The sequence below is a fragment of the Arthrobacter sp. 4R501 genome (assembly GCF_002929755.1).
Lineage (GTDB): Bacteria > Actinomycetota > Actinomycetes > Actinomycetales > Micrococcaceae > Arthrobacter.
In genome coordinates, this window is the sequence record NZ_PJIW01000004.1 from 160,326 (window position 1) to 179,798 (window position 19,473).

Sequence of the window (19,473 nt, forward strand, 5' to 3'; positions counted from 1 at the left end):
CCGCCATCGGACAAAAGCAAAGGAACCCCATGACATTTGATTACAAGGTAGCCGACATCTCGCTGGCCGAAGCCGGCCGCCACCAGATCCGCCTGGCCGAGCACGAGATGCCAGGCCTGATGTCACTCCGCAAGGAGTTCGGACCCACCCAGCCGCTGAAGGGCGCCCGGATCGCCGGATCCCTTCACATGACGGTCCAGACTGCCGTCCTGATCGAAACCCTCACTGCCCTCGGTGCCGAGGTCCGCTGGGCCTCCTGCAACATCTTCTCCACCCAGGACGATGCCGCCGCAGCCGTCGTGGTGGGCACGGGAACGGTCGAGGACCCGCAGGGTGTCCCGGTGTTCGCCTGGAAGGGCGAGACGCTGGAGGAATACTGGTGGACTGCACAGCAGATCCTGGCCTGGCCCGGCGCGGACACCAATCCGGAGCTCGGCCCGAACATGATCCTGGACGACGGCGGCGACGCCACCATGCTGGTCCACAAGGGCGTTGAATTCGAAGCTGCCGGCGCTGTACCGGCGGCAGGCGAAGACGAGTCCGAGGAAGGCCGGATCTTCCTGGACGTGCTTCGCGCCTCGCTGCAGGAAGACCCGCAGCGGTGGACCCGGGTCGGGGCCAGCCTGCGCGGCGTCACCGAGGAAACCACCACCGGCGTGCACCGCCTCTACCAGCTGGCTGAACAGGGCAAGCTGCTGTTCCCGGCTATCAACGTCAACGACTCGGTTACCAAGAGCAAGTTCGACAACAAGTACGGCATCCGCCACTCGCTGCCTGACGGCATCAACCGCGCCACCGACGTCCTGATGGGCGGCAAGGTAGCCGTCGTCTGCGGTTATGGCGACGTCGGCAAGGGAGCCGCAGAGGCATTCCGCGGCCAGGGTTCCCGCGTCATCGTCACAGAGATCGACCCCATCTGTGCCCTCCAGGCAGCCATGGACGGCTACCAGGTGGCCAAGCTGGAGTCGGTGCTGAGCCAAGGCCACATCTTCATCACCACCACCGGGAACAAGGACGTCATCCTGGCCGAACACATGGCCGGCATGCGTGACAAAGCCATTGTGGGCAACATCGGCCACTTCGACAACGAGATCGACATGGCAGGTCTGGCGCGGATCCCCGGCATCAAGAAGGTGGAGATCAAGCCGCAGGTGCATGAGTGGGTGCTCGACGCTGGGACCGCCGAAGAGCGCTCCATCATCGTCCTGTCCGAGGGACGCCTGTTGAACCTGGGCAACGCCACCGGCCACCCGTCCTTTGTGATGAGCAACTCATTCGCCAACCAGACCATCGCCCAGATCGAGCTGTGGACCAAGCGGGACCAGCCCGAAGGCGAACGCGAATACAGCAACCAGGTCTATGTCCTGCCCAAGATCCTGGACGAAAAGGTTGCCCGCCTGCACCTCAACGCCCTCGACGTGGAGCTTACGGAACTCTCCAAGGAACAGGCCGACTACCTGGACCTGGACATCGCCGGACCGTACAAGCCCGAGCACTATCGTTACTGACGTGTGATGCCCCGGGTGCAGACCGCGCCCGGGGCTGTTATGTCCAAGCATTAAGATCGGACTATGGAACCTGTTGTTAAGCCACGCCGGCGGGGGACCGCCAAGAAAATTCTCTTGGTGGCAGCCGTGTGTGTCCTTGCCGCAACGGGCGGCGTCTTCGCCGCCGTCGCGCCGGGTTTTGCGCGCGGTGGCCTGGAGTCCGAAGCCAGCTCGGCTGTCCGGTCCGTGCCGGGCGTCGCATCGCCCGTGGTGGCCCCGGTCAAGGTGGACGTCACGCCGGCCAACGCCGCAAAGCAGGTGAACCCGGCAATGCCGGTGTCGCTCAAGGTGGGCAACGGCAGGATCGAGAGCGTCACGCTGACCAGCACCGCCGGCGAAGTAGTCCACGGCACCTTTGCAGGGGACGGCAGCAGTTGGACAGCGACCGACCCGCTGAAATTCAACACCGAGTACAGCTACATGTATGTGGTCACTGACGGGGCGGGACGGGATACCAACACCACAAACTCGTTCAGCACGGTTTCGAGCACGCACGAGGCGGATGCCGCCATCTACCCGCTGGATGGGATGAAAGTTGGCGTGGGCCAGCCGCTGCAGGTCATCTTCAGCGAACCGGTGGTCAACCGGGATGCCGTGGAGAAGGCCATCAAAATCACCTCCAGCGCAGGGCAGGCCGGGGCCTTCCACTGGTTCAGCGACACCATGGTCCGGTACCGCCCGGAAGCCTTTTGGGCGGCGAACTCCACAGTCACCATGGACATGCAGCTTTTCGGCGTGGACCTCGGCAACGGCCAGATTGCCAACTTCAACAAGAAGGTCACCGTGAATTTCGGTGACAAGCGGGTGGCTATCGCCGATGCCGCCGCACACACTTTCACGCTCAGCGTTAATGACCAGGTAGTGAAAACCCTCCCGGTCAGCATGGGCGATCAGCGTTTCCCGTCAGCGCGCGGCTACGCGGTCCTGATGGAAAAGAACCGCTATGACCACTTCCGGGCGGCCAGCATCGGACTCAAGCCCGGCGATCCGGCCTACTACGGCGAAGTGGACGTGGAGTATGCCATCCGCCTCACCCTGAGCGGCGCCTACATCCACCAGGCGCTGGAGTCCGCCTACCCCTTCATCGGCAAGGCGAACGTCTCGCACGGCTGCATCGGGTTCGCTCCCGACGGCGCCGCCTGGGTTTTTGACAACATGACCACAGGCGATGTGGTTCAGATCATCAACACCGAAGGCGACTACGCCGCCGTCGACGACGGCTATGGCGACTGGAACATCCCCTGGGCGGAGTACAACAACTAGGAACCGTTTGGCCCAGGACCAGGACCAGGCCCAGGCCTATGGCCCGAACGGCAGGCGGTCCAACCGCTCCGCCGTGGCCGCGTTCCGGCGCCGGGCCTGCTGCAGCCGCGCGAGTTCGCGGTGCCGGCGTTCGGCGGTGACGGCCGCCAGGTACTGGTCCGGGCTGGTTCCCGGGGGCGGCGGAGGGGCCACCTGCCCGGCCAGTTCCGTGGCTATCGACGCTGCCATTCCGGCGGCGGACAGCGGTGACATGCGTCCGGCCTGCCGGATGAACTGGGCGGCCTGCCGTGCGGTCGCATCCGGGATCCGGCCGATGTCCGCAGCTGTGGCCCAGCCCTGAAGCTGTGGGGGAACAAAGACGCGGACCGGTACCTCTGCCGGCACGCGGCGGCGCAGCGCATACGTTCCGGCAAGGATGTCACCCAGCCGCTTGGAGCGGCTGTTGAAGAGGGCGACGCCGATGGCGAGGCCACCCAGGGTGAGGTAGATTTCCAGGAATCCAGTCAGCCCCCGGATCACGGCGTGGCGGAACCGGATGGCGCCGCCATCGTCCCTGACCACACGCAGGCCGGCCGCCAGTTTTCCGAGCGAGAGCCCCCGGGTGAGGGTCTCCACGGCTACCGGGACAATCACGAAGCAGAAGACCACGCTCACCAGCGTCAGCGCCCGCATTGCTGCCTCATCAAGGTCCTGGCCGGCGGCTGCGACGCCCAGCAGGATCAGGACCAGCAGGATGATGTTGAACAGGACATCCAGCAGCAGGCCAAGGGCACGGGCGGCGAAGGATGCGGGGCGCAGTTCCAGGACAACGGCCTCGCCGGTGATTATCGAACTCAAGCGGATACCCCAATCCCTTGTCAGCCATCCTGCGGACCTTCATAGTCTATGGCGGCTAGGCTGTTGCCGTGGATATGGATGCCTTCTCCGCCGCCAACGGGGACAAGTGGTCAAGGCTGCACCAGCTTGCCCATAAGCGGCGCCTCAGCGGCGAAGAGGCCGATGAACTGCTGCGCCTTTACCAGTCGACGTCGGCCCACCTTTCCTTCATCAGGTCGATTGCCCCGGAGAGCGGCCTGTCGGCGTCGTTGTCCGCCACCCTGGCCCAGGCCCGGACCCGTTTCACAGGCGCACGGTCCAACGTGATGGCGGACCTGGCCCGGTTCTTCGTGGCTGCCCTGCCGGCGGCTTTGTACCGCCTGCGGTGGCTGACGGTGGCCTGCGGCGCCGCATTTATCCTGGTTGCCGGCGCCTACGCGCTCTGGATCGGGACGTCCCCCGAGGCCCTGCGGTCCGTTGCCTCCGAGGCTGCGGTCCGGCAGTACGTCGAGAAAGACTTCATTGGCTACTATTCGGAAAATCCTGCGGCCTCGTTTGCGGGGGCCGTCTGGACCAACAATGCCTGGATCAGCGCGCAGGCGGTGGCCCTGGGAATCACCGGCTTCTGGGTACCCATGATCCTGTTCACGAACGCCCAGGGCGTCGGGATCGCCGCCGGAGTTTTCGCCGCCGTGGGCCGGCAGGATGTCTTTTACAGCTACATCCTGCCGCATGGCCTGATGGAACTGACGGCTGTTTTTATTGCCTGCGCGGGGGGCTTGAGGATCTTCTGGGCCATGGTGTCTCCGGGACCACGGACGCGGGGACGTGCCGTGGCGGACGAAGGCAGGTCGCTGATCACCGTGGCCCTGGGTTTGGTGCTGGTGCTGTTCGTTTCCGGATTAGTGGAAGGTTTTGTCACGCCCAGCCCGCTTCCGGTATGGGCCAAGATCGGCATCGGCCTGGCGGTGCTGGCTGCCTACTGGGGCTACGTCCTGGTATGGGGACGGCGGGCCTATGACGCCGGTGAACGCGGCGACTTGGCGGCCGGCGACGCTGGATACAGCGAAATCGTCGCATGAATCCGCGAGCGACGGGGTGGCTCCTCGCCCTCGTGGAGGAGCGGGCGGTAGGCTCGATATCAGATACACGGCGCTGCCCGGATCAGAGCCGGCGGCGTGGAACCCAACGGAAGTGACGCTGCTGTGAACGACAATTCGCCGACCCCTGCCAAACGCACGGAGCCGCAGCCGGATCCGGACCTGGATACTTCGTCGGACTCGGAAGAGCCGGCTTTTGCCTGGCTGAAAGACTCCGGCTCCAGCACTGCCGACGTGTCTCCAGCACGTAGCGCCGGTGTCGGGCAGGGCGGTGTCACCCAGCCCGAAAGCCGCGCCGGGCGCAAAGCCGCGGAGGCCGCCGTCGAACCTCCCGCCGCGGTACCTTCCGTAGAAGAGTCGCTCCGCAAAGAACCGTCCGCCCAGGGCGCCACCCTAAACGGCGCCCATTTCAGCGAGCCGCTGCCCACGTCAGCGCTGCAGGTCCGTCCGCCGCAGGAGGAAGTGGAGCGCCGCAACGCGGAGCGCGAAAGCGCAGCCAACGCCAAGCCCGTGGCCCCGCGCATCTGGCAAGTCCTGCTGGCCCTTTTCTACCCGGTGATCCTGCTGGTGCTGGCCGTCCGCGCTGTCACCAGCCCGCTGTTCCTGTGGGCCGAGTACAACAGGCCAGGGTTCCCGGGCGACGGGTACGGGTTCAGCACCGACGACCGGATGACGTACGGTTCCTACGCGGTTGACTACCTCAGCAACTGGGCGGGGCCGCGGTACCTGGGTGACCTGGTCAATCGCAGCGGCGGGGACCTTTTCAAGGACGGCGAAGTCGGCCACATGGCCGACGTAAAAGTTGTCATCCTTTCCGCGTTTGGCGGGGGAGCACTCCTGATCGTCCTCAGCCTGGTGGCCATCGCCTACCTGCGCCGCCGCAGCACCGGCGGTGTGCGCCGCGGACTCTTCGCGGGTTCCATTGTTGCGCTGGCGATCATCCTGGGCCTTGGCGCATTGGCCGTGCTCGGCTGGCAGCAGTTCTTCACCGAATTCCACCGGATCTTCTTCGCCAGCGGTTCCTGGACGTTTGCCCTTGAAGACACCCTGATCAGGCTGTTCCCGGGCCAGTTCTGGATCGATGCCGGTATTGTCATCGCCGCGCTGGTCCTCCTGGTGTCCCTGGTGACGCTCATCCTCACGTGGCCCACGCGCCGTCGTCGCGGCCTGGCCAAGGATGAGCCGATCGCCGCTGAGGCGTAGCCCCAAGCAACTGCACGTGCTCAGCCGTTTATTTTGGCGGGCTGCTTCTTGCGGCCGGTGATGGTCAGGAAGCCCTGAGGGTCCAACTCGCCGAGGTCCCCGGTACGGAAGAACCCGTCCACAAACGCCTCGGCGGTGGCCGCTTCGTCGGCGTGGTAACCCTTGAACACGCCGATCCCCTTGACCAGCACTTCGCCGTCTTCGGCCACGCGGATGGTGGTGCCCGGCAGGGGGACGCCCACACTGCCCACCCTGGTCCGGGCGGGCGTGTTGGCCGTACAGGGGGCGGTTGTCTCGCTCAGCCCGTAGCCCTCAAGGACCGGGATCCCGGCGCCGCGGAAGAAGTGCGCGTCCTCAGGTGCCAGCGGGCCGGCCGCCGATACCGCGTAACGGACCCGGCCGCCAAGGAGCTGGCGGAGCTTCGGGTACACCAGCCGGTCAAAGACGGCGTGCCGCGCCCGCAACGCCAGCCCGGGTCCGCTGCCCCCGCCGCGGGCCACGGTGTCCTGTGCCGCGGAGAAACGGATGGCGGCGGCCGACGCAGCCCTGAAGATCCCCGCTTTCCCGGACCTGGCAGCCTGGTGCACGGCGTCCGCCCGGACCTTCTCGAAGATCCGGGGCACCACCAGGAGGAACGTGGGTTTGAACGTGCCCAGATCCGCCCGCAGATCAGCAGGACGGCTGGCGTGTCCCAGGGTGGCGCCCGCATGGAGGCACGCCACCTGGGCAGCGCGGGCGAGCACATTGGCCAGCGGCAGGAACATCAGGGTGCGCGCATTTTGCCCCTTGAGGATCTCCGGGAGAAAGGCGACGACGTTGACGGCCACGAGCGCAAAGTTGCCGTGGGTGATCACGCAGCCTTTGGGCCGTCCGGTGGTGCCGGACGTGTAGGCCAGGGAAGCGACGTCGTCCAGGCCCGCGGCGGAGCGGTGGCGTTCCAGCTCGGCGTCCGTGACGCCCATTCCGGCAGCCGAGAGGCTGGCGAGGTTCGGGGCGTCGCCGTCGTCATCCATCCTCACTACGGGGACCAGCCGGTCCTTGAGCAGGGTGGAAGACTCCAGGATGCCTGTAATAAGCGACACCTTGCCGCGGTCCTGCGCGAACACGCGGCGCGCGCCGGCGTCGTGCAGGATCCACTCCACCTGGCCGGGGGTCGAGGTCTCGTCGATGGGGACACTCACGCCGCCGGCAAACCAGATGGCGAAGTCCACCAGGGCCCACTCGTAGCGGGTGGCGGACATGACGGCCACGGTGTCGCCGGGCTCCAGGCCGCCGGCGATCAGTCCTTTGGCGAGGGCACAGACATCGTGCAGGAATTTTTGCGCCGGAACGTCGGTCCAGCCGTTGGGGCCTTTGCGCGCGTAGAGGGCGTGGGCCGGGTTGGCGGCCTCCCGCTGGCGCAGGAGATCCGTGACATTGCTGCCGGGCTCCAGCTCCACCAGGAGTTTTGTGCTTGCTTCTCGCACGGGGGGTCTCCGTTCCGCTGCCTCAACGCAGTTCGCGGCTGGTCAGGGTTTCATGCAATCCTGCCTTAGATCCAGGACGGCATCCACATCCGGTAGCGCCATTCCTGGTAGGGGATGGTCTCCGCCGTCCACACCGGGTAGAAAAATGCGGACAACAGGACGGCCCCGGCGACGAACAGTGCCACCAGGTAAACACCGGACCGCCGGCGCCAGAGCGGGTCGGTGTCCCGGCCCAGGACGAGGCCCAGGCAATACACCAGCGCGAGCACCAGGAAGGGCTCAAAGGAGACGGCGTAAAAGTAAAACATGGTCCGCTCCGGGTACATGAACCACGGCAGGTAGCCGGCGCCCACGCCTGCAAGGATCGCCCCTGCGCGCCAGTCCCGGCGCCCGGCCCACCAGAACAGCAGGACCACCAGCGAGATGGCCGCTCCCCACCAGATCATCGGGTTCCCCACCGAGAGAATGGCGGAGGCGCAGTTGGGCACGTCGCATCCCGGGACGCCCTGCTCCGGCTTCTGGTAGAAGAACGACGTCGGCCGGCCCATCACCAGCCAGCTCCAGGCGCTTGCCTCGTAGGGGTGTTCGGAGCCCAGTCCCTGGTGGAACTTGTAGGCCTCCAGATGGTAGTGCGCCAGCGAACGCAGGGAGTCCGGCAGCCAGCCCCACTCCGCTGAGGGGTTGCTCTGGGCCCACCGCCGGAAGTAGGCGCCCTCGGAACGGAACCAGCCCGTCCAGGTTGCGGTGTAGACCACCGCCGCAACCGGAACCATGCTGGCAAAGGCAGGCAGTCCATCCTTGATGATTCCGCCGCTGACCCAGCCGCGGATTCCCGCGACGCGCCGTGCATTGAGGTCCCACAGGACCGTCAGCACGCCGAAGCCGGCGAGGAAAAACAGGCCCGACCATTTGGTGCCTATGGCGAGTCCCATGCACACGCCCGCGGCGAGACGCCACCAGCGGATCCCCAGCCACGGTCCCGCCAGTAGTTGGCTGGCTGCGGGCCGAGCGTTCCGGGACGCGGCCGCGAGCCGTCCGAGCCGTGCTGCCAGCCGCCGTCGTCCGTCATCGCGGTCCAGCAGCAAAGCGCCGAAGGCCGCCAGGAGCCAGAACATCAGGAAGATATCCAGGAGTGATGTCCGCGACATCACCAGGTGGTGGCCGTCGACGGCGAGCAGCAGGCCCGCGGCGGCAGCCAGCGGCACTGAGCGGAACAGTTTCAATGCAATCAGCGTGAGCAGCAGGATGGACAGGGTTCCGGTCAGTGCGGCCGCGAACCGCCAGCCGAACGGATTATCGGCCCCGAAGAGCCACATGCCGCCGGCGATCATCCACTTGCCCACGGGCGGATGGACCACGTACTCCGGAGTGTCCAGGAGGATGGCCGGGTTGCCTGCGTTGAAGGAGTCGTTGGCCTTGTCCGGCCAGCCCCGTTCGTAGCCGCTGACCACGTAGGAGTAGGCGTCCTTGACGTAATACGTTTCATCGAAGACCAGGCTGTGCGGCGTGTCCAGCCGGACAAAGCGGAGGATGCCGCCGATCACGGAGGTCAGGGCGGGCACCAGCCAGAACCAGAGACGCAGCGACGGCGGGTACTCCCGCCAGCTGCGCGTGCTGCCGATCAGGCGCTCGCGGAGGGCTGTGGCAGAGAAGGCCTCAGCCGGACGGGCGATCCACGGGCCTCGTGCCGGCGGGATGGTCTGGCCGGCCTCGGCAGGCCGCATGGAGGTCTGCGTCACGAGCCCCATGCTACCTTTTGCAGCTTGGGCCGCCGGCCAGCAGTACGCTGGGGGAGTGGACCCTAACCCCAGCACCTTCGCCGATTCCCGCCCCGCAGAACCTTTCGATGCCGCCGGGGAGGAGCCAGAGACAGAGGTTCACGTGGCAGCGGACCCGGCTGCAGCGGCACCGGTCGCCACGGGGCCGGGCCGGATTGTACTGGCGGCAACGCCCATCGGGAATACGGGAGACGCGTCGGCCCGCCTGATCGAGCTGCTGGGGACGGCGGACATTGTGGCCGCCGAAGACACCAGGCGCCTGCACCGCCTTGTCCAGAACCTCGGAGTCACCGTCGCCGGGCGGGTCATCAGCTACCACGAGCACAACGAGGCCACCAAGACCGCGGAACTGCTGGAGCACGTCCGGTCCGGCAAAACCCTGGTCATGGTCACAGATGCCGGCATGCCTTCGGTCTCGGACCCGGGGTTCAGGCTCGTGGAAGGCGCTGTGGCAGCCGGACTCACCGTGACCGCCGTCCCTGGCCCGTCCGCGGTACTGACCGCCCTGGCACTGTCCGGTCTGCCCACCGACCGCTTCTGTTTTGAGGGATTCCTGCCCCGGAAAGCCGGCGAACGGGCGTCGCGGTTGGCGGACCTTTCGGCCGAACGCCGGACCATGGTGTTTTTTGAGGCTCCGCACCGGCTGGAATCGATGCTGCGGGCCCTGCGCGAGCGTTTCGGTGCCGAGCGGCGGATCGCCGTCTGCCGGGAACTGACCAAGACCTACGAGGAAGTCATCCGCGGGACGGTCGGGGAACTGTTGCTGTGGGCCGAAGGCAACGAGGTGCGCGGCGAGATTGCCGTGGTGCTGGGCGGCGCCCCTGAGCAGGCGCCGGGCACCCCCGAGGACCACGTGGCGGCCGTCAACGAGCTGGTGGCCCAGGGAATCCGGCTCAAGGAAGCCGTGGCCGCCGTAGCCGAGGACGTCCGCGTCAGCAAGCGGGAGCTGTACTCGGCGGTCCTCGCGGCACGCTGAGCATACAAAAGGCCAGCTGTGCAGCTGCACAACGAAATCTCCATTCAGCAGTGCGTCCAGGCGTAGACCCTCTGCGGCCGCGGCAGTAGTGTGACAGTAAATCAGCCAATACGGCAGGCCGCCCAGGCCCTGCGTCAAGGCTGAACCAAACCTTTATTGACGAGGGAGTCACCGTGACTGTCACCGCACAGCCAGCTGTTACCGCGGAGCGCGAAATCGCACTGCTGGCCTCTGTTCCCACCGGATTGCTGATCAACGGCGAATGGCGCCCGGCGGCGTCAGGCAAGACGTTCGACGTCGAGGACCCCGCCACGGGCAAGGTGCTCCTCAGCATCGCTGACGCCGGCGCCGAAGACGGCAAGGCTGCTTTGGACGCGGCGGCCGCAGCACAGGAATCGTGGGCGAAGGTCCCGGCCCGCGAACGCGGCGAAATCCTCCGTCGTGCCTTTGAGATGGTGACGGCGCGTGCCGAGGACTTCGCGCTGCTGATGACCATGGAAATGGGCAAACCGCTGGCCGAGGCCCGCGGCGAGGTCACCTATGGCGCCGAGTTCCTGCGCTGGTTCTCCGAGGAAGCCGTCCGCGCGTTTGGCCGCTACTCGGTCTCGCCCGATGGCAAGTCCCGCCTGCTGGTGACCAAGAAGCCGGTGGGCCCGTGCCTGCTGATCACGCCGTGGAACTTCCCGCTGGCCATGGCCACGCGCAAGATCGCCCCTGCTGTCGCGGCCGGCTGCACCATGGTGCTGAAGTCCGCCAACCTCACGCCGCTGACCTCGCAGCTGTTCGCCGCCGTCATGCAGGAGGCGGGCCTGCCGGCCGGAGTCCTGAACGTCATCCCTACGTCCACGGCAGGCGCCACCACCGGACCGCTGATCAAGGACCAGCGCCTGCGCAAACTCTCGTTTACGGGCTCGACGGAGGTGGGCCGGCGCCTGCTCGCCGACGCGTCCGAGACGGTGCTGCGGACCTCCATGGAACTCGGTGGCAACGCCCCGTTTGTGGTGTTCGAGGACGCGGACCTGGACGCCGCCGTCGCCGGTGCCATGCTGGCGAAGCTACGGAACATGGGCGAGGCCTGCACCGCGGCGAACCGGTTCATCGTGCACGAGTCCGTCGCCGACGAATTCGCCGAAAAGTTCGCCGCGAAAATGGGTGAGATGACCACCGCCCGGGGCACCGAACCGGAGTCCAAAGTGGGTCCGCTGATCGATGCCAAGAGCCGGGATAAGGTTCATGAGCTGGTGTCCGATGCCGTGGCTTCCGGCGCCAGGGCTGTCCTGGGCGGCGCCCCGGCCGAGGGTCCGGGCTACTTCTACCCGCCCACTATCCTCACCGGCGTCACCGAAGGCACGCGGATCCTGTCCGAGGAAATCTTCGGCCCCGTTGCGCCGATCATCACCTTCAAAACGGAGGACGAAGCGATCCGCCTGGCCAACAACACCGAGTACGGGCTGGTGGCGTACGTCTTCACGCGCGACCTGAACCGCGGCATCCGGATGGGCGAACGGCTCGAGACCGGCATGCTCGGCCTGAACGCCGGTGTCATCTCCAATGCCGCCGCACCGTTCGGCGGCGTCAAGCAGTCCGGGCTGGGACGTGAAGGCGGCCTCGAGGGCATCGAGGAATACCTTTACACGCAGTACATCGGCATCGCGGACCCCTACGCCGGCTGAACGGATGGCCTCCGGCTGACAGGATTATCCTCCGGTCAGCCGCTTCCTTCACCGCCAGTAGGTAGCCGCTGCGGCGAGCCGCTATTGGCTACCACGCGGCCGGAACAAGCCGTCGCGCGCCCTCGACCAGGAGCGTGCGGCGGCTTTTGCCGTCCGTCGCGCTAGCCTGCCGAGCCCTCTGAACGGGGCAGCCAGGAGCCAGGCCCACCGGCCCAGAACCGACGGCGGGAGCCAGTCGGCACGGAGGCGTCGAGGGAGAGAGGCGTTGGCACGCAAGGACTGCTGTACCGCCTCGATGCGTGGGGCAATGGCCCCTGTCCTGCCGCGGCCGGCTGTGTCCTGGACAGGCGGGCCGTAGTGCCGGCGTTCGAAGTCGGAGGTGAGGCTGCGGATGGCTTGGTGCGCGGCGTCGTCCATGCCGCCATGTCCGCCGAGCAGCGATGAATGCCGGAGCCGCGCGGAATACGTCCGGGCTGTTTCGCTGGAGTCCGGTGGCAGTCCGTAGTCGGTTCCGAGATCACGGATTTCGGCCCACGCCAGCGGAATCACGTCCTCCGGCGCCCGTCCCTCGGTGCGGAGCCGCCGGGCACGCCGCCCCATCCTCACCAGCCGCGGCGAGGCCGCCAGGAGGACGAGGCCCAGCGCGGCCGCCGTCCACAGCAGCCACGGCAGGAGCAGCTGCCCGAGGTCCCCTGCGCCGCTACCTGCACCGGGGAGGGGCACGGCCGTGGCGCTTGGCGTGGGGGTTGGGGCGGTTGCGCCGGGAAGGAGGTCTTCGTTATTACCCAGCGAACCGGGGATGCCGGATGTGCTGGTTTCCGTGGCGTACGCGGGTATTACACCACGCGACGGCGTGGGTTCGAAGGGCACCCACCCCAATCCCTGGAAGTAGAGCTCGGGCCAGGCGTGGGCGTCCCGGGCGTCCACCTCATACTCCGGCAGCGCACCTTGCCCGGCCACTGAAACCGTGGAACCAGTGCTTCGGCCCGGCGCGTAGCCAACCGCGATGCGGCTGGGGATACCTTCCAGCCGGGCCATCACGGCCATCGCGGACGAGTAATGGATGCAGTATCCGCTCTTCTGAGTCAGGAAATCGGCCAGCACCGAGAGCCCGTTACCGTCGTAGCCGCCCTGGACAGGTGACTGGAGCGAGTAGGTGAACTCCCCTGAGCGAAGATATTTCTGGATGGCCATGGCCTTGGCGAAGGGTGTGTCACTCGAAGCTGTCACCGTGTCAGCCGTGCTGCGGACAATGTCCGGGACGTTGCCGGGAACCCTGGTGAAGTCGGCCGGGATTCCCTGCACTGCCTGCGACGACTGTTGAAGGAGGGTGGCCGTGAGCTTAGGCGCCGTGGACACCACAATATATTGCTGTGTCCGCGTGTTGGTGTTGGAACCCTTGACGGCCAGGGTGGCCGGGTCCCATGTCCAGGCGCCATTGAGCCCGCGGATTGTTTCCGGCGCGTACGGCAACGGCAGGTACGGGCTGGTGAACGTGCCCGTATCCACGGCAGTCACCTGGCGGAGCTGCTCCTCGGCGACGATCTCGTGGCCCGTCTCAAGCTGTCCGGACACGGGGCGGCGCTCTGCGTCGCGGTCATCAGGTCCCCACGACTCGCCGTCGAAATTGTCAACAGTGACGGACCGCAGATACAGCGGCCCGGCCGCGTTGGTGGCATAGGTGATCCGCCCGCTTCCGGCCGGTGCCCGCAGGCTGTTTCCCAAGGTAATCATTGGGTTCAAGCCGGTCCCGGCGCCCCACGGGTTCAGCCGGGAGCCCTGCGGAAACGTGCCGTGGTCGAATCCGGGGATGGCCGCTGGCACTGCCAGTGTTGCCACCAGTGCCACGGTTCCGGTCAGCATGGCCCGCCGGAACTGACCGGGATTCCGGCCGCTGTCCGCCGCAGTGCGGGAATCCGGTGCAAACCACTGGCTGCACGCGAGGATCAGGAGGTACCCGGCCGCCGTGGCAGTGAAGCCCCAAACCCCCACGCTCTGGGGCTTCACGGTGGCGGGGACCACCAGGATGGCCAGCAGGCCCAGCCCGGTTGCTGCCGGCATGCCAAGCGGCACGGCCAGGGCATCGATGAGGATGACTGTCAGGCCCAGGGCTGCGCAGCTGACCATAACGATTCCGGCGTTCGGAGCCACCGGGGCACTTTCCGCAAGGACCGTCTCGCTCGCCCGGCGGACGAACCTGTCCACTTCAGCCATGGTTGCCCCGGACGGGATGAAACCGGCAATGCCCGTGCTTCGGAAAAACGTCAGGGTGAGGATCGCGATCAGGGAGGCAAAGCCGCCGGCAGCCACCATGAGAGGATGGGCCCGCAGCGCGCGGAGCGTGGCGATGGTCAGGCAGACCACCACCACCGTGGTCAAGATGGGCAAGTACCAGGCCCAACCCCGCAGGACACCGTTGAGGGAAATCGCGGCGCCGGCCACGGACAGGGCGACTGCGCCGGCCATGGCCCAGGGGTACGCCCCGACCCGCGTCCGTGCCGGAACCTTGCCACGGGCACCTGTGGCTGCCTGCCCGCGCGACGCGTTGCGTTCCGGTGCCAGTGTCACCGTCCCACCTCCGCTCCGCGGCGAACGTCTGCCGCTGCCGTGGCCGGCGCAGCACCACCCTGGTCGAAGTGCGTCCAGGCGTCCGGGACCGGAACCGAGGTTGGCACCGCCACTGCCCGCCAGCCGCCCCGGCGGAGGGCCTCCAAAGAGTCCTCGGAATCGGCGGGCCTCTCGGAAACGATGATGGCGAACGCATTCGCGCCATAACCCGCCGCAGGAGCGAGGGCTCTGGCCTCGCTCGGAGAGATCCTGCCGAGCACGGCAATAAGGGGCCCCCGCATCCGGTGGGCGGAGAGCTTGTCCATCAGGTGATCGTCGAAAACGGCCGGTCCGGCATCCTGGCCACCGTGGTCCCGGGCAGCGTGGTGCGGACCGGACAGCTGGATGGCGGCGAGGCTTTCGGCGATCGACTGGAGCCCGGACACTCCGCTGAACTCTTCCGCTTCCGGTTCCGGTGCGGACGGGGAGCGGAGGAACGCGGGTTCGCCGCGGGGGTCCAGGAGGCGGAGGGCGTAGTTCCGCTCCGACAGGTGCGTGCAGATGGAGATCGCGGCCACCACGGCCCACTCGAACGTTCCGCTGGTGATCATCTCGTGGCCGTCCACGGCCGCAGTGCCCCCGAAACCGGAGCCGTGCCCGCCGGAAAATGCCGCGAACCGTTGGTCCAGGATGATGGTGGCCTCCGGCGTTGTGACGGACTCCTCCTGGCGCACCATCAGGGCGCCGTGGTGCGCGGTGGCCGCCCAGTGCACCCGGCGCATGGGATCGCCCGGGCGGTATTCGCGGGTCATGACGTCATCGTCGCTGGGGTTGGCGCGGGTGCGGGTTGCTGTGATGCCGTCGTTGCCCCGGGCTCCCGCGAGGCCCGTCACGGGAAGCTCGACGGCGGCGGGCGTCACGGTGAGTGTGTCGCCGTCGTCAATTGACCGCCGGTGCAGGGACAACCCGAACGGATCCGTGAACTCGGCTGTTACCGGGCCGATCAGGTACTGTCCGCGTTTGGTGGAGCGCAAGTGGTATTCGTACCTGCTGGTCCCGCCCTTCTCTGAGCGGGCGGGGAAATGGAAGGCCGGGGACTCGCCGAACCGTGGCGGCAGCCGTTCCTCCATGATCGCCCGGCCGCCCCCGTAACCGGTCCGCGCCACGGCGAGCCGCACTGTGGTGGCGGCGGAGGTCTCCACCGGGGACGGGTTGAACTCGCGGTAAACCTGGAACCGGGGCTTGAGGAGCCTGATCCCGGCCAGCGAAACCAGGGGAAGGACGATGAGCAGGACGCCCAAGCTCAGCAGATCCCGCCGCCCCATGATCTGCGCAGACAACAGGCAGACGGCGCCGGCGGCCAGGAGCCCCCAGCCACGCTGGCTGAACAGGTGCCGGGGTAGTCGGTCACGCAGCGCCACGTGCCGGCCCTGCCTAGTGGTTCCGGCGCAGTCCGGCCGGCGGGGCCGATGACCGGGCAGGGTTGTTCACCGGGTCCTGGTTCACGGGGAGCCGGGAGAGGATGCCCCGGATGACGCTGTGCGGGGTCTCACCGGCGCCGGCCGCCTTCCGGTCCAGGATGATCCGGTGGGCCAGCACGGATTCCGCCACGCCGACCACGTCGTCTGGCAGCACAAAATCACGGCCGTCCAGCGCCGCCGTGGCCTTCGCGGCCCGGAGCAGCTGGAGCATGGAGCGTGGGCTGGCGCCCAGCCGGAGCAGGGGGCTTTCGCGCGTTGCGCGGCCTACTGAGACGGTGTATTCCTTGAGTGCCTGGGAGACGTAAACCTGTTGCACCGTGGCGATCATCGCTGCGACGTCCGCCGCGGTGACCACAGCGGAGACCTTGGCCAACGGGGAGGTTGCCTGATGGGTCTCCAGCATTTCGATTTCGGAGTCCTTGTCCGGATAGCCCATGGAAATCCGCGCCATAAAGCGGTCGCGCTGGGCCTCGGGGAGTGGATAGGTGCCTTCCATCTCGATCGGGTTCTGGGTGGCCACCACCATGAACGGTTCGTCGAGTTTGTACGAGTCTCCGTCCACGGTCACCTGGTGTTCCTCCATACACTCCAGGAGGGCGGATTGGGTCTTGGCGGACGCGCGGTTGATTTCATCGCCAATAACAATGTTGGCGAAGACGGCACCCGGGCGGAACTCGAACAGCCGCGACGCCTGATTATAGATGGACACGCCGGTCACGTCCGAAGGCAGCAGATCAGGAGTGAACTGAATGCGGCTGACCGTGCAGTCAATGCTCCGGGCGAGGGTTTTGGCCAGGAGGGTCTTGCCCACACCTGGCACGTCTTCCAGGAGCAGATGGCCCTGGGCCAGCAACACCGTCAGGGCGAGCCTGGCCGCATCCGACTTTCCGTCAATGACGGTGTTGATCGAGGCCAGGATCCGCTGGCTGGCCGCGTGGAATGAGTCCGCGTCCATGGCTGCTGTCTTGTAACCGTTGAGATGGCCCGCCTGCTCCGTCACGGGGGTGAAGTTCCGGGTGGCAGGGGTTACCTCGTTGACGGCGGTGCGGCGGTGGGAGTCCATCTGCAACCTTTCAGGCCGGGGATCACCCGGAACGGGACAGCAGGCCTGCCTTCGCCCGGCGGTGGGCGTTCGCATCTGTTCGTACCAGCCTACTAACACAACTGCCCTGGCTGACAGAGAGTTCCGGGAATTCTGCCGCGATCCGCCGCCGCTAGGCTTGAGGGATGTGCGATTCGCTGATCCCCGCCGCTTACCGTGCCGCCGGGGCGTACCCTGCAGACGCCGGCCGGAAGGCGCGGCAGGACTATCCGCCGGCGCCGGAGCCGCTGCCGGTCCCCGTGATGGACAACCATACGCACCTGGATTTCCCCGATGGCGAGAGCCCGGTGGGCATCGCCGCGGCGTTGGATGCGGCCCAGGCCGTCGGAGTGCAGGGGGCCGTCCAGGTGGGCTGCGACCTGGAGTCCTCCCGGTTCACGGTCCGCGCCGTTGACCTGGACAGCAGGTTGCTGGGGGCAGTGGCATTGCACCCCAACGACGCCCCGGACTATGCCAGGCGCGGCGAGCTGGAGGATGCGCTGGCGGAGATTGAGCAACTGGCCTCCCACCCTCGGATCCGGGCTATCGGCGAGACCGGCCTTGATTTCTTCCGCACCGAAGGGGAGGGCCTGGCCCACCAGCGCTATTCGTTCCGGCGGCATATCGATATTGCCAAGCGCATGGACCTGACGCTGCAGATCCATGACCGCGACGCGCACGACGACGTCGTGCAGGTCCTGCGCGAGGAGGGGGCTCCCGAGCGGGTGGTGTTTCATTGCTTCTCGGGTGATGAGGCGCTCGCCAGGATCTGCAATGCCGCGGGCTGGAACATGTCCTTTGCCGGCACGCTGACCTTTAAGAATGCGGCTAACCTCCGCGCCGCGCTGGCAGTGGCAGACCCGGACCTGGTGCTGGTGGAAACGGATGCCCCGTTCCTGACTCCGCATCCGCACCGCGGCCGTCCCAACGCCAGTTATGTGGTGCCGTACACCGTCCGCGCCATGGCCGAATTGACAGGAACTGACCTCGCCGAGCTCTGCACCCGGATTAGCGAAAATACCGTGCGGGCGTACGGATCGTGGAACTGATCTGGGCCTCGTCACATTGCTTGGTTCACATACCTCGTATGTAAATTTCTTGGCCGCTTTATAACGCTACGGTTACAGTGGAGAACTATTAGCCGGGGTCGGGGAAGGCCTTCGGATAATTTCACTTCATTCGCAGCAGGATCAGGCAGGGCTTTGATGCCCTCTGCCTGCCGCGCGGAGTGTGGCGGCGCAACGGTGCCCGGAGCTTGTCCCCAGGGTCATGCGCCGGCTATTTCACTGCGTTTTTCCCCGTGCCCGGATGGATCTAAAGTTACGGGCAATCGTGGTCAAGCTCTTCACAAGGGACGGCAAGTTCAGTTTTATCAAGGTGGGCACCCAACTGGTGGTGCTGTGTGCGCTGGTGTTGGGCCTCGTGGCCTTCGTCGGAAATAACAAAACCGTTACCCTCAACGTCGACGGAAAAGTGACTTCGGTCCAGTCCTTCGGCGGCACCGTGGGCCAGGTCGTAAAAAGCGCCAACGTAGAACTGAAGCCGGCTGACCGCGTCTCGCCCTCGGCGGACGCCAAAGTGGAGAACGGCACCGTGATCAACGTCAACATGGCCAAGGCCGTGAAGGTCAGCCTGGACGGTTCCGAAAAGACCATCAACACCACGGCGCCGGATGTTGCGGGCCTCGTCACCGAACTGGGAGTGGCCAGCTCCTCCTCCGTTTCCGTCCCGAAGGACGCCCAGCTCGCCGTGGCCGGATCGTTTATCTCCATCTCCACGCCCAAGACCGTCAGCATCGTTGCCGACGGCAAGGCCTCCACGGCCACCACCACCGCGGGGACCGTCGCCCAGGTGCTGGAGGACGCCGGCATCACCCTCGGCGTCGACGACCGTACTTCCCAGCCGGGCAACGCGCACGTGGTCAACAACATGGTGGTTAAGGTCTCCCGGGTGGATACCAGCCAGACCGCGGCCATCACTGAAGATGTTGCTTTCGACAGCATGACCACTGAGAGCGCTGAGCTTCTCAAGGGCGAGAAAGAGGTCACCCAGGCCGGCGTGGCCGGCAAAGTGGATAAGAGCTTCAAGCTGGTGATGGTTGACGGCCGTGAAGCCTCGCGGACGCTGGTCTCCGAAACTGTTTCCGTCCAGCCCGTGACTGAAAAGGTCACGGTAGGCACCAAGGCAAAGCCCGCAGCCGCCGGAGCGAACACCGGCGCCTCCGCCCCGGCCATGATGAACGAGGCCATGTGGGACAAGATCGCCCAGTGTGAGTCCACCGGAAACTGGTCCATCAACTCGGGCAACGGCTACTACGGCGGCCTCCAGTTCGACATCCGGACCTGGATCGGCTCCGGCGGCGGCGCCTACGCCCCCAACGCCAGCCTCGCCACCAAGGCACAGCAGATCGACATTGCCAACCGCGTGTACGCACAGCGTGGCCTGCAGCCGTGGGGCTGTGGCTGGGCCGCTACAAGCTAGGCACCAATGAGCACCTGCGCTGGCGGCAGCTGACCACAGCCACCAACGACGCAGAAGACAG

Annotated in this window: 13 protein-coding genes and 1 pseudogene; 8 read left to right on the forward strand and 6 right to left on the reverse strand. The window is 66.6% G+C overall.

The genetic code is table 11. From position 1 onward, the window contains the following. Positions 1–29: 29 nt before the first annotated feature. Positions 30–1,508, forward strand: coding sequence for an adenosylhomocysteinase (gene ahcY / locus CXR02_RS05105; protein ID WP_104061005.1), 1,479 nt, complete (start codon positions 30–32; stop codon positions 1,506–1,508). Positions 1,509–1,571: 63 nt separating this feature from the next. Next, positions 1,572–2,810 carry an Ig-like domain-containing protein gene (locus CXR02_RS05110; RefSeq protein WP_104061006.1) on the forward strand — a complete coding sequence of 413 codons (1,239 nt, stop codon included), beginning with the start codon at positions 1,572–1,574 and terminating at the stop codon, positions 2,808–2,810. A gap of 36 nt (positions 2,811–2,846) precedes the next feature. Here CXR02_RS05110 and CXR02_RS05115 read toward each other — a convergent pair whose 3' ends face one another. Then, a complete protein-coding gene (locus tag CXR02_RS05115) occupies positions 2,847–3,647 on the reverse strand; it encodes an RDD family protein (RefSeq protein ID WP_104061007.1) in 801 nt (266 codons plus the stop codon). 68 nt (positions 3,648–3,715) lie between these two features. On the opposite strand from CXR02_RS05115, the gene CXR02_RS05120 reads away from it, so the two are divergent. Further along, positions 3,716–4,708, forward strand: coding sequence for a stage II sporulation protein M (locus CXR02_RS05120; RefSeq protein ID WP_181037123.1), 993 nt, complete (start codon positions 3,716–3,718; stop codon positions 4,706–4,708). Between the two features lie 123 nt (positions 4,709–4,831). After that, positions 4,832–5,929 carry a TIGR01906 family membrane protein gene (locus tag CXR02_RS05125; RefSeq protein WP_104061090.1) on the forward strand — a complete coding sequence of 366 codons (1,098 nt, stop codon included), beginning with the start codon at positions 4,832–4,834 and terminating at the stop codon, positions 5,927–5,929. A gap of 44 nt (positions 5,930–5,973) precedes the next feature. On the opposite strand, the pseudogene CXR02_RS05130 reads toward CXR02_RS05125, so the two are convergent. Beyond that, positions 5,974–7,395, reverse strand: a pseudogene (locus CXR02_RS05130) (long-chain fatty acid--CoA ligase); the annotation flags it as partial. A gap of 65 nt (positions 7,396–7,460) precedes the next feature. Further along, the gene (locus tag CXR02_RS05135) at positions 7,461–9,119 is read right to left on the reverse strand and encodes a dolichyl-phosphate-mannose--protein mannosyltransferase (protein WP_258060823.1); all 1,659 of its coding nucleotides are present in this window, start codon (positions 9,117–9,119) and stop codon (positions 7,461–7,463) included. A gap of 157 nt (positions 9,120–9,276) precedes the next feature. Between CXR02_RS05135 and rsmI the strand changes: the two genes are divergently transcribed. Both rsmI and CXR02_RS05145 read left to right on the forward strand, forming a co-directional pair. After that, a complete protein-coding gene (gene rsmI, locus CXR02_RS05140; RefSeq protein WP_104061091.1) occupies positions 9,277–10,149 on the forward strand; it encodes a 16S rRNA (cytidine(1402)-2'-O)-methyltransferase in 873 nt (290 codons plus the stop codon). A 173-nt stretch (positions 10,150–10,322) separates the two neighbouring features. Continuing rightward, positions 10,323–11,822 (forward strand): NAD-dependent succinate-semialdehyde dehydrogenase, encoded by a 1,500-nt coding sequence (locus tag CXR02_RS05145; protein ID WP_104061011.1) that lies wholly within the window; start codon positions 10,323–10,325, stop codon positions 11,820–11,822. A gap of 81 nt (positions 11,823–11,903) precedes the next feature. Here CXR02_RS05145 and CXR02_RS05150 read toward each other — a convergent pair whose 3' ends face one another. The 3 genes from CXR02_RS05150 to CXR02_RS05160 are packed head-to-tail and all read right to left on the reverse strand — an operon-like array spanning position 11,904 to position 16,913. Next, entirely contained in the window at positions 11,904–14,390 is a 2,487-nt protein-coding gene (locus tag CXR02_RS05150; protein WP_258060809.1) for a DUF3488 and transglutaminase-like domain-containing protein, read from the reverse strand. Next, positions 14,387–15,790, reverse strand: coding sequence for a DUF58 domain-containing protein (locus CXR02_RS05155; RefSeq protein ID WP_104061012.1), 1,404 nt, complete (start codon positions 15,788–15,790; stop codon positions 14,387–14,389). The genes CXR02_RS05150 and CXR02_RS05155 overlap by 4 nt, the downstream gene beginning before the upstream one ends. Before the next feature lie 13 nt (positions 15,791–15,803). Further along, on the reverse strand, positions 15,804–16,913 hold the full coding sequence (locus CXR02_RS05160) for a MoxR family ATPase (protein ID WP_104061013.1): 1,110 nt from the start codon (positions 16,911–16,913) through the stop codon (positions 15,804–15,806). Positions 16,914–17,077: 164 nt separating this feature from the next. On the opposite strand from CXR02_RS05160, the gene CXR02_RS05165 reads away from it, so the two are divergent. Continuing rightward, the gene (locus CXR02_RS05165; RefSeq protein ID WP_104061014.1) at positions 17,078–17,980 is read left to right on the forward strand and encodes a TatD family hydrolase; all 903 of its coding nucleotides are present in this window, start codon (positions 17,078–17,080) and stop codon (positions 17,978–17,980) included. Positions 17,981–18,239: 259 nt separating this feature from the next. Then, on the forward strand, positions 18,240–19,412 hold the full coding sequence (locus CXR02_RS05170) for a resuscitation-promoting factor (RefSeq protein ID WP_181037124.1): 1,173 nt from the start codon (positions 18,240–18,242) through the stop codon (positions 19,410–19,412). The last annotated feature ends 61 nt before the right edge of the window (positions 19,413–19,473 follow it).

Bases quoted from the DNA above. Each gene is read 5' to 3' on its own strand.
- ahcY (WP_104061005.1), top strand. From the start codon at position 30: ATGACATTTGATTACAAGGTAGCCGACATCTCGCTGGCCGAAGCCGGC.
- CXR02_RS05110 (WP_104061006.1), top strand. From the start codon at position 1,572: ATGGAACCTGTTGTTAAGCCACGCCGGCGGGGGACCGCCAAGAAAATT.
- CXR02_RS05135 (WP_258060823.1), bottom strand. From the start codon at position 9,119: ATGCGGCCTGCCGAGGCCGGCCAGACCATCCCGCCGGCACGAGGCCCG.
- CXR02_RS05160 (WP_104061013.1), bottom strand. From the start codon at position 16,913: ATGGACTCCCACCGCCGCACCGCCGTCAACGAGGTAACCCCTGCCACC.
- CXR02_RS05165 (WP_104061014.1), top strand. From the start codon at position 17,078: ATGTGCGATTCGCTGATCCCCGCCGCTTACCGTGCCGCCGGGGCGTAC.
- CXR02_RS05170 (WP_181037124.1), top strand. From the start codon at position 18,240: ATGGATCTAAAGTTACGGGCAATCGTGGTCAAGCTCTTCACAAGGGAC.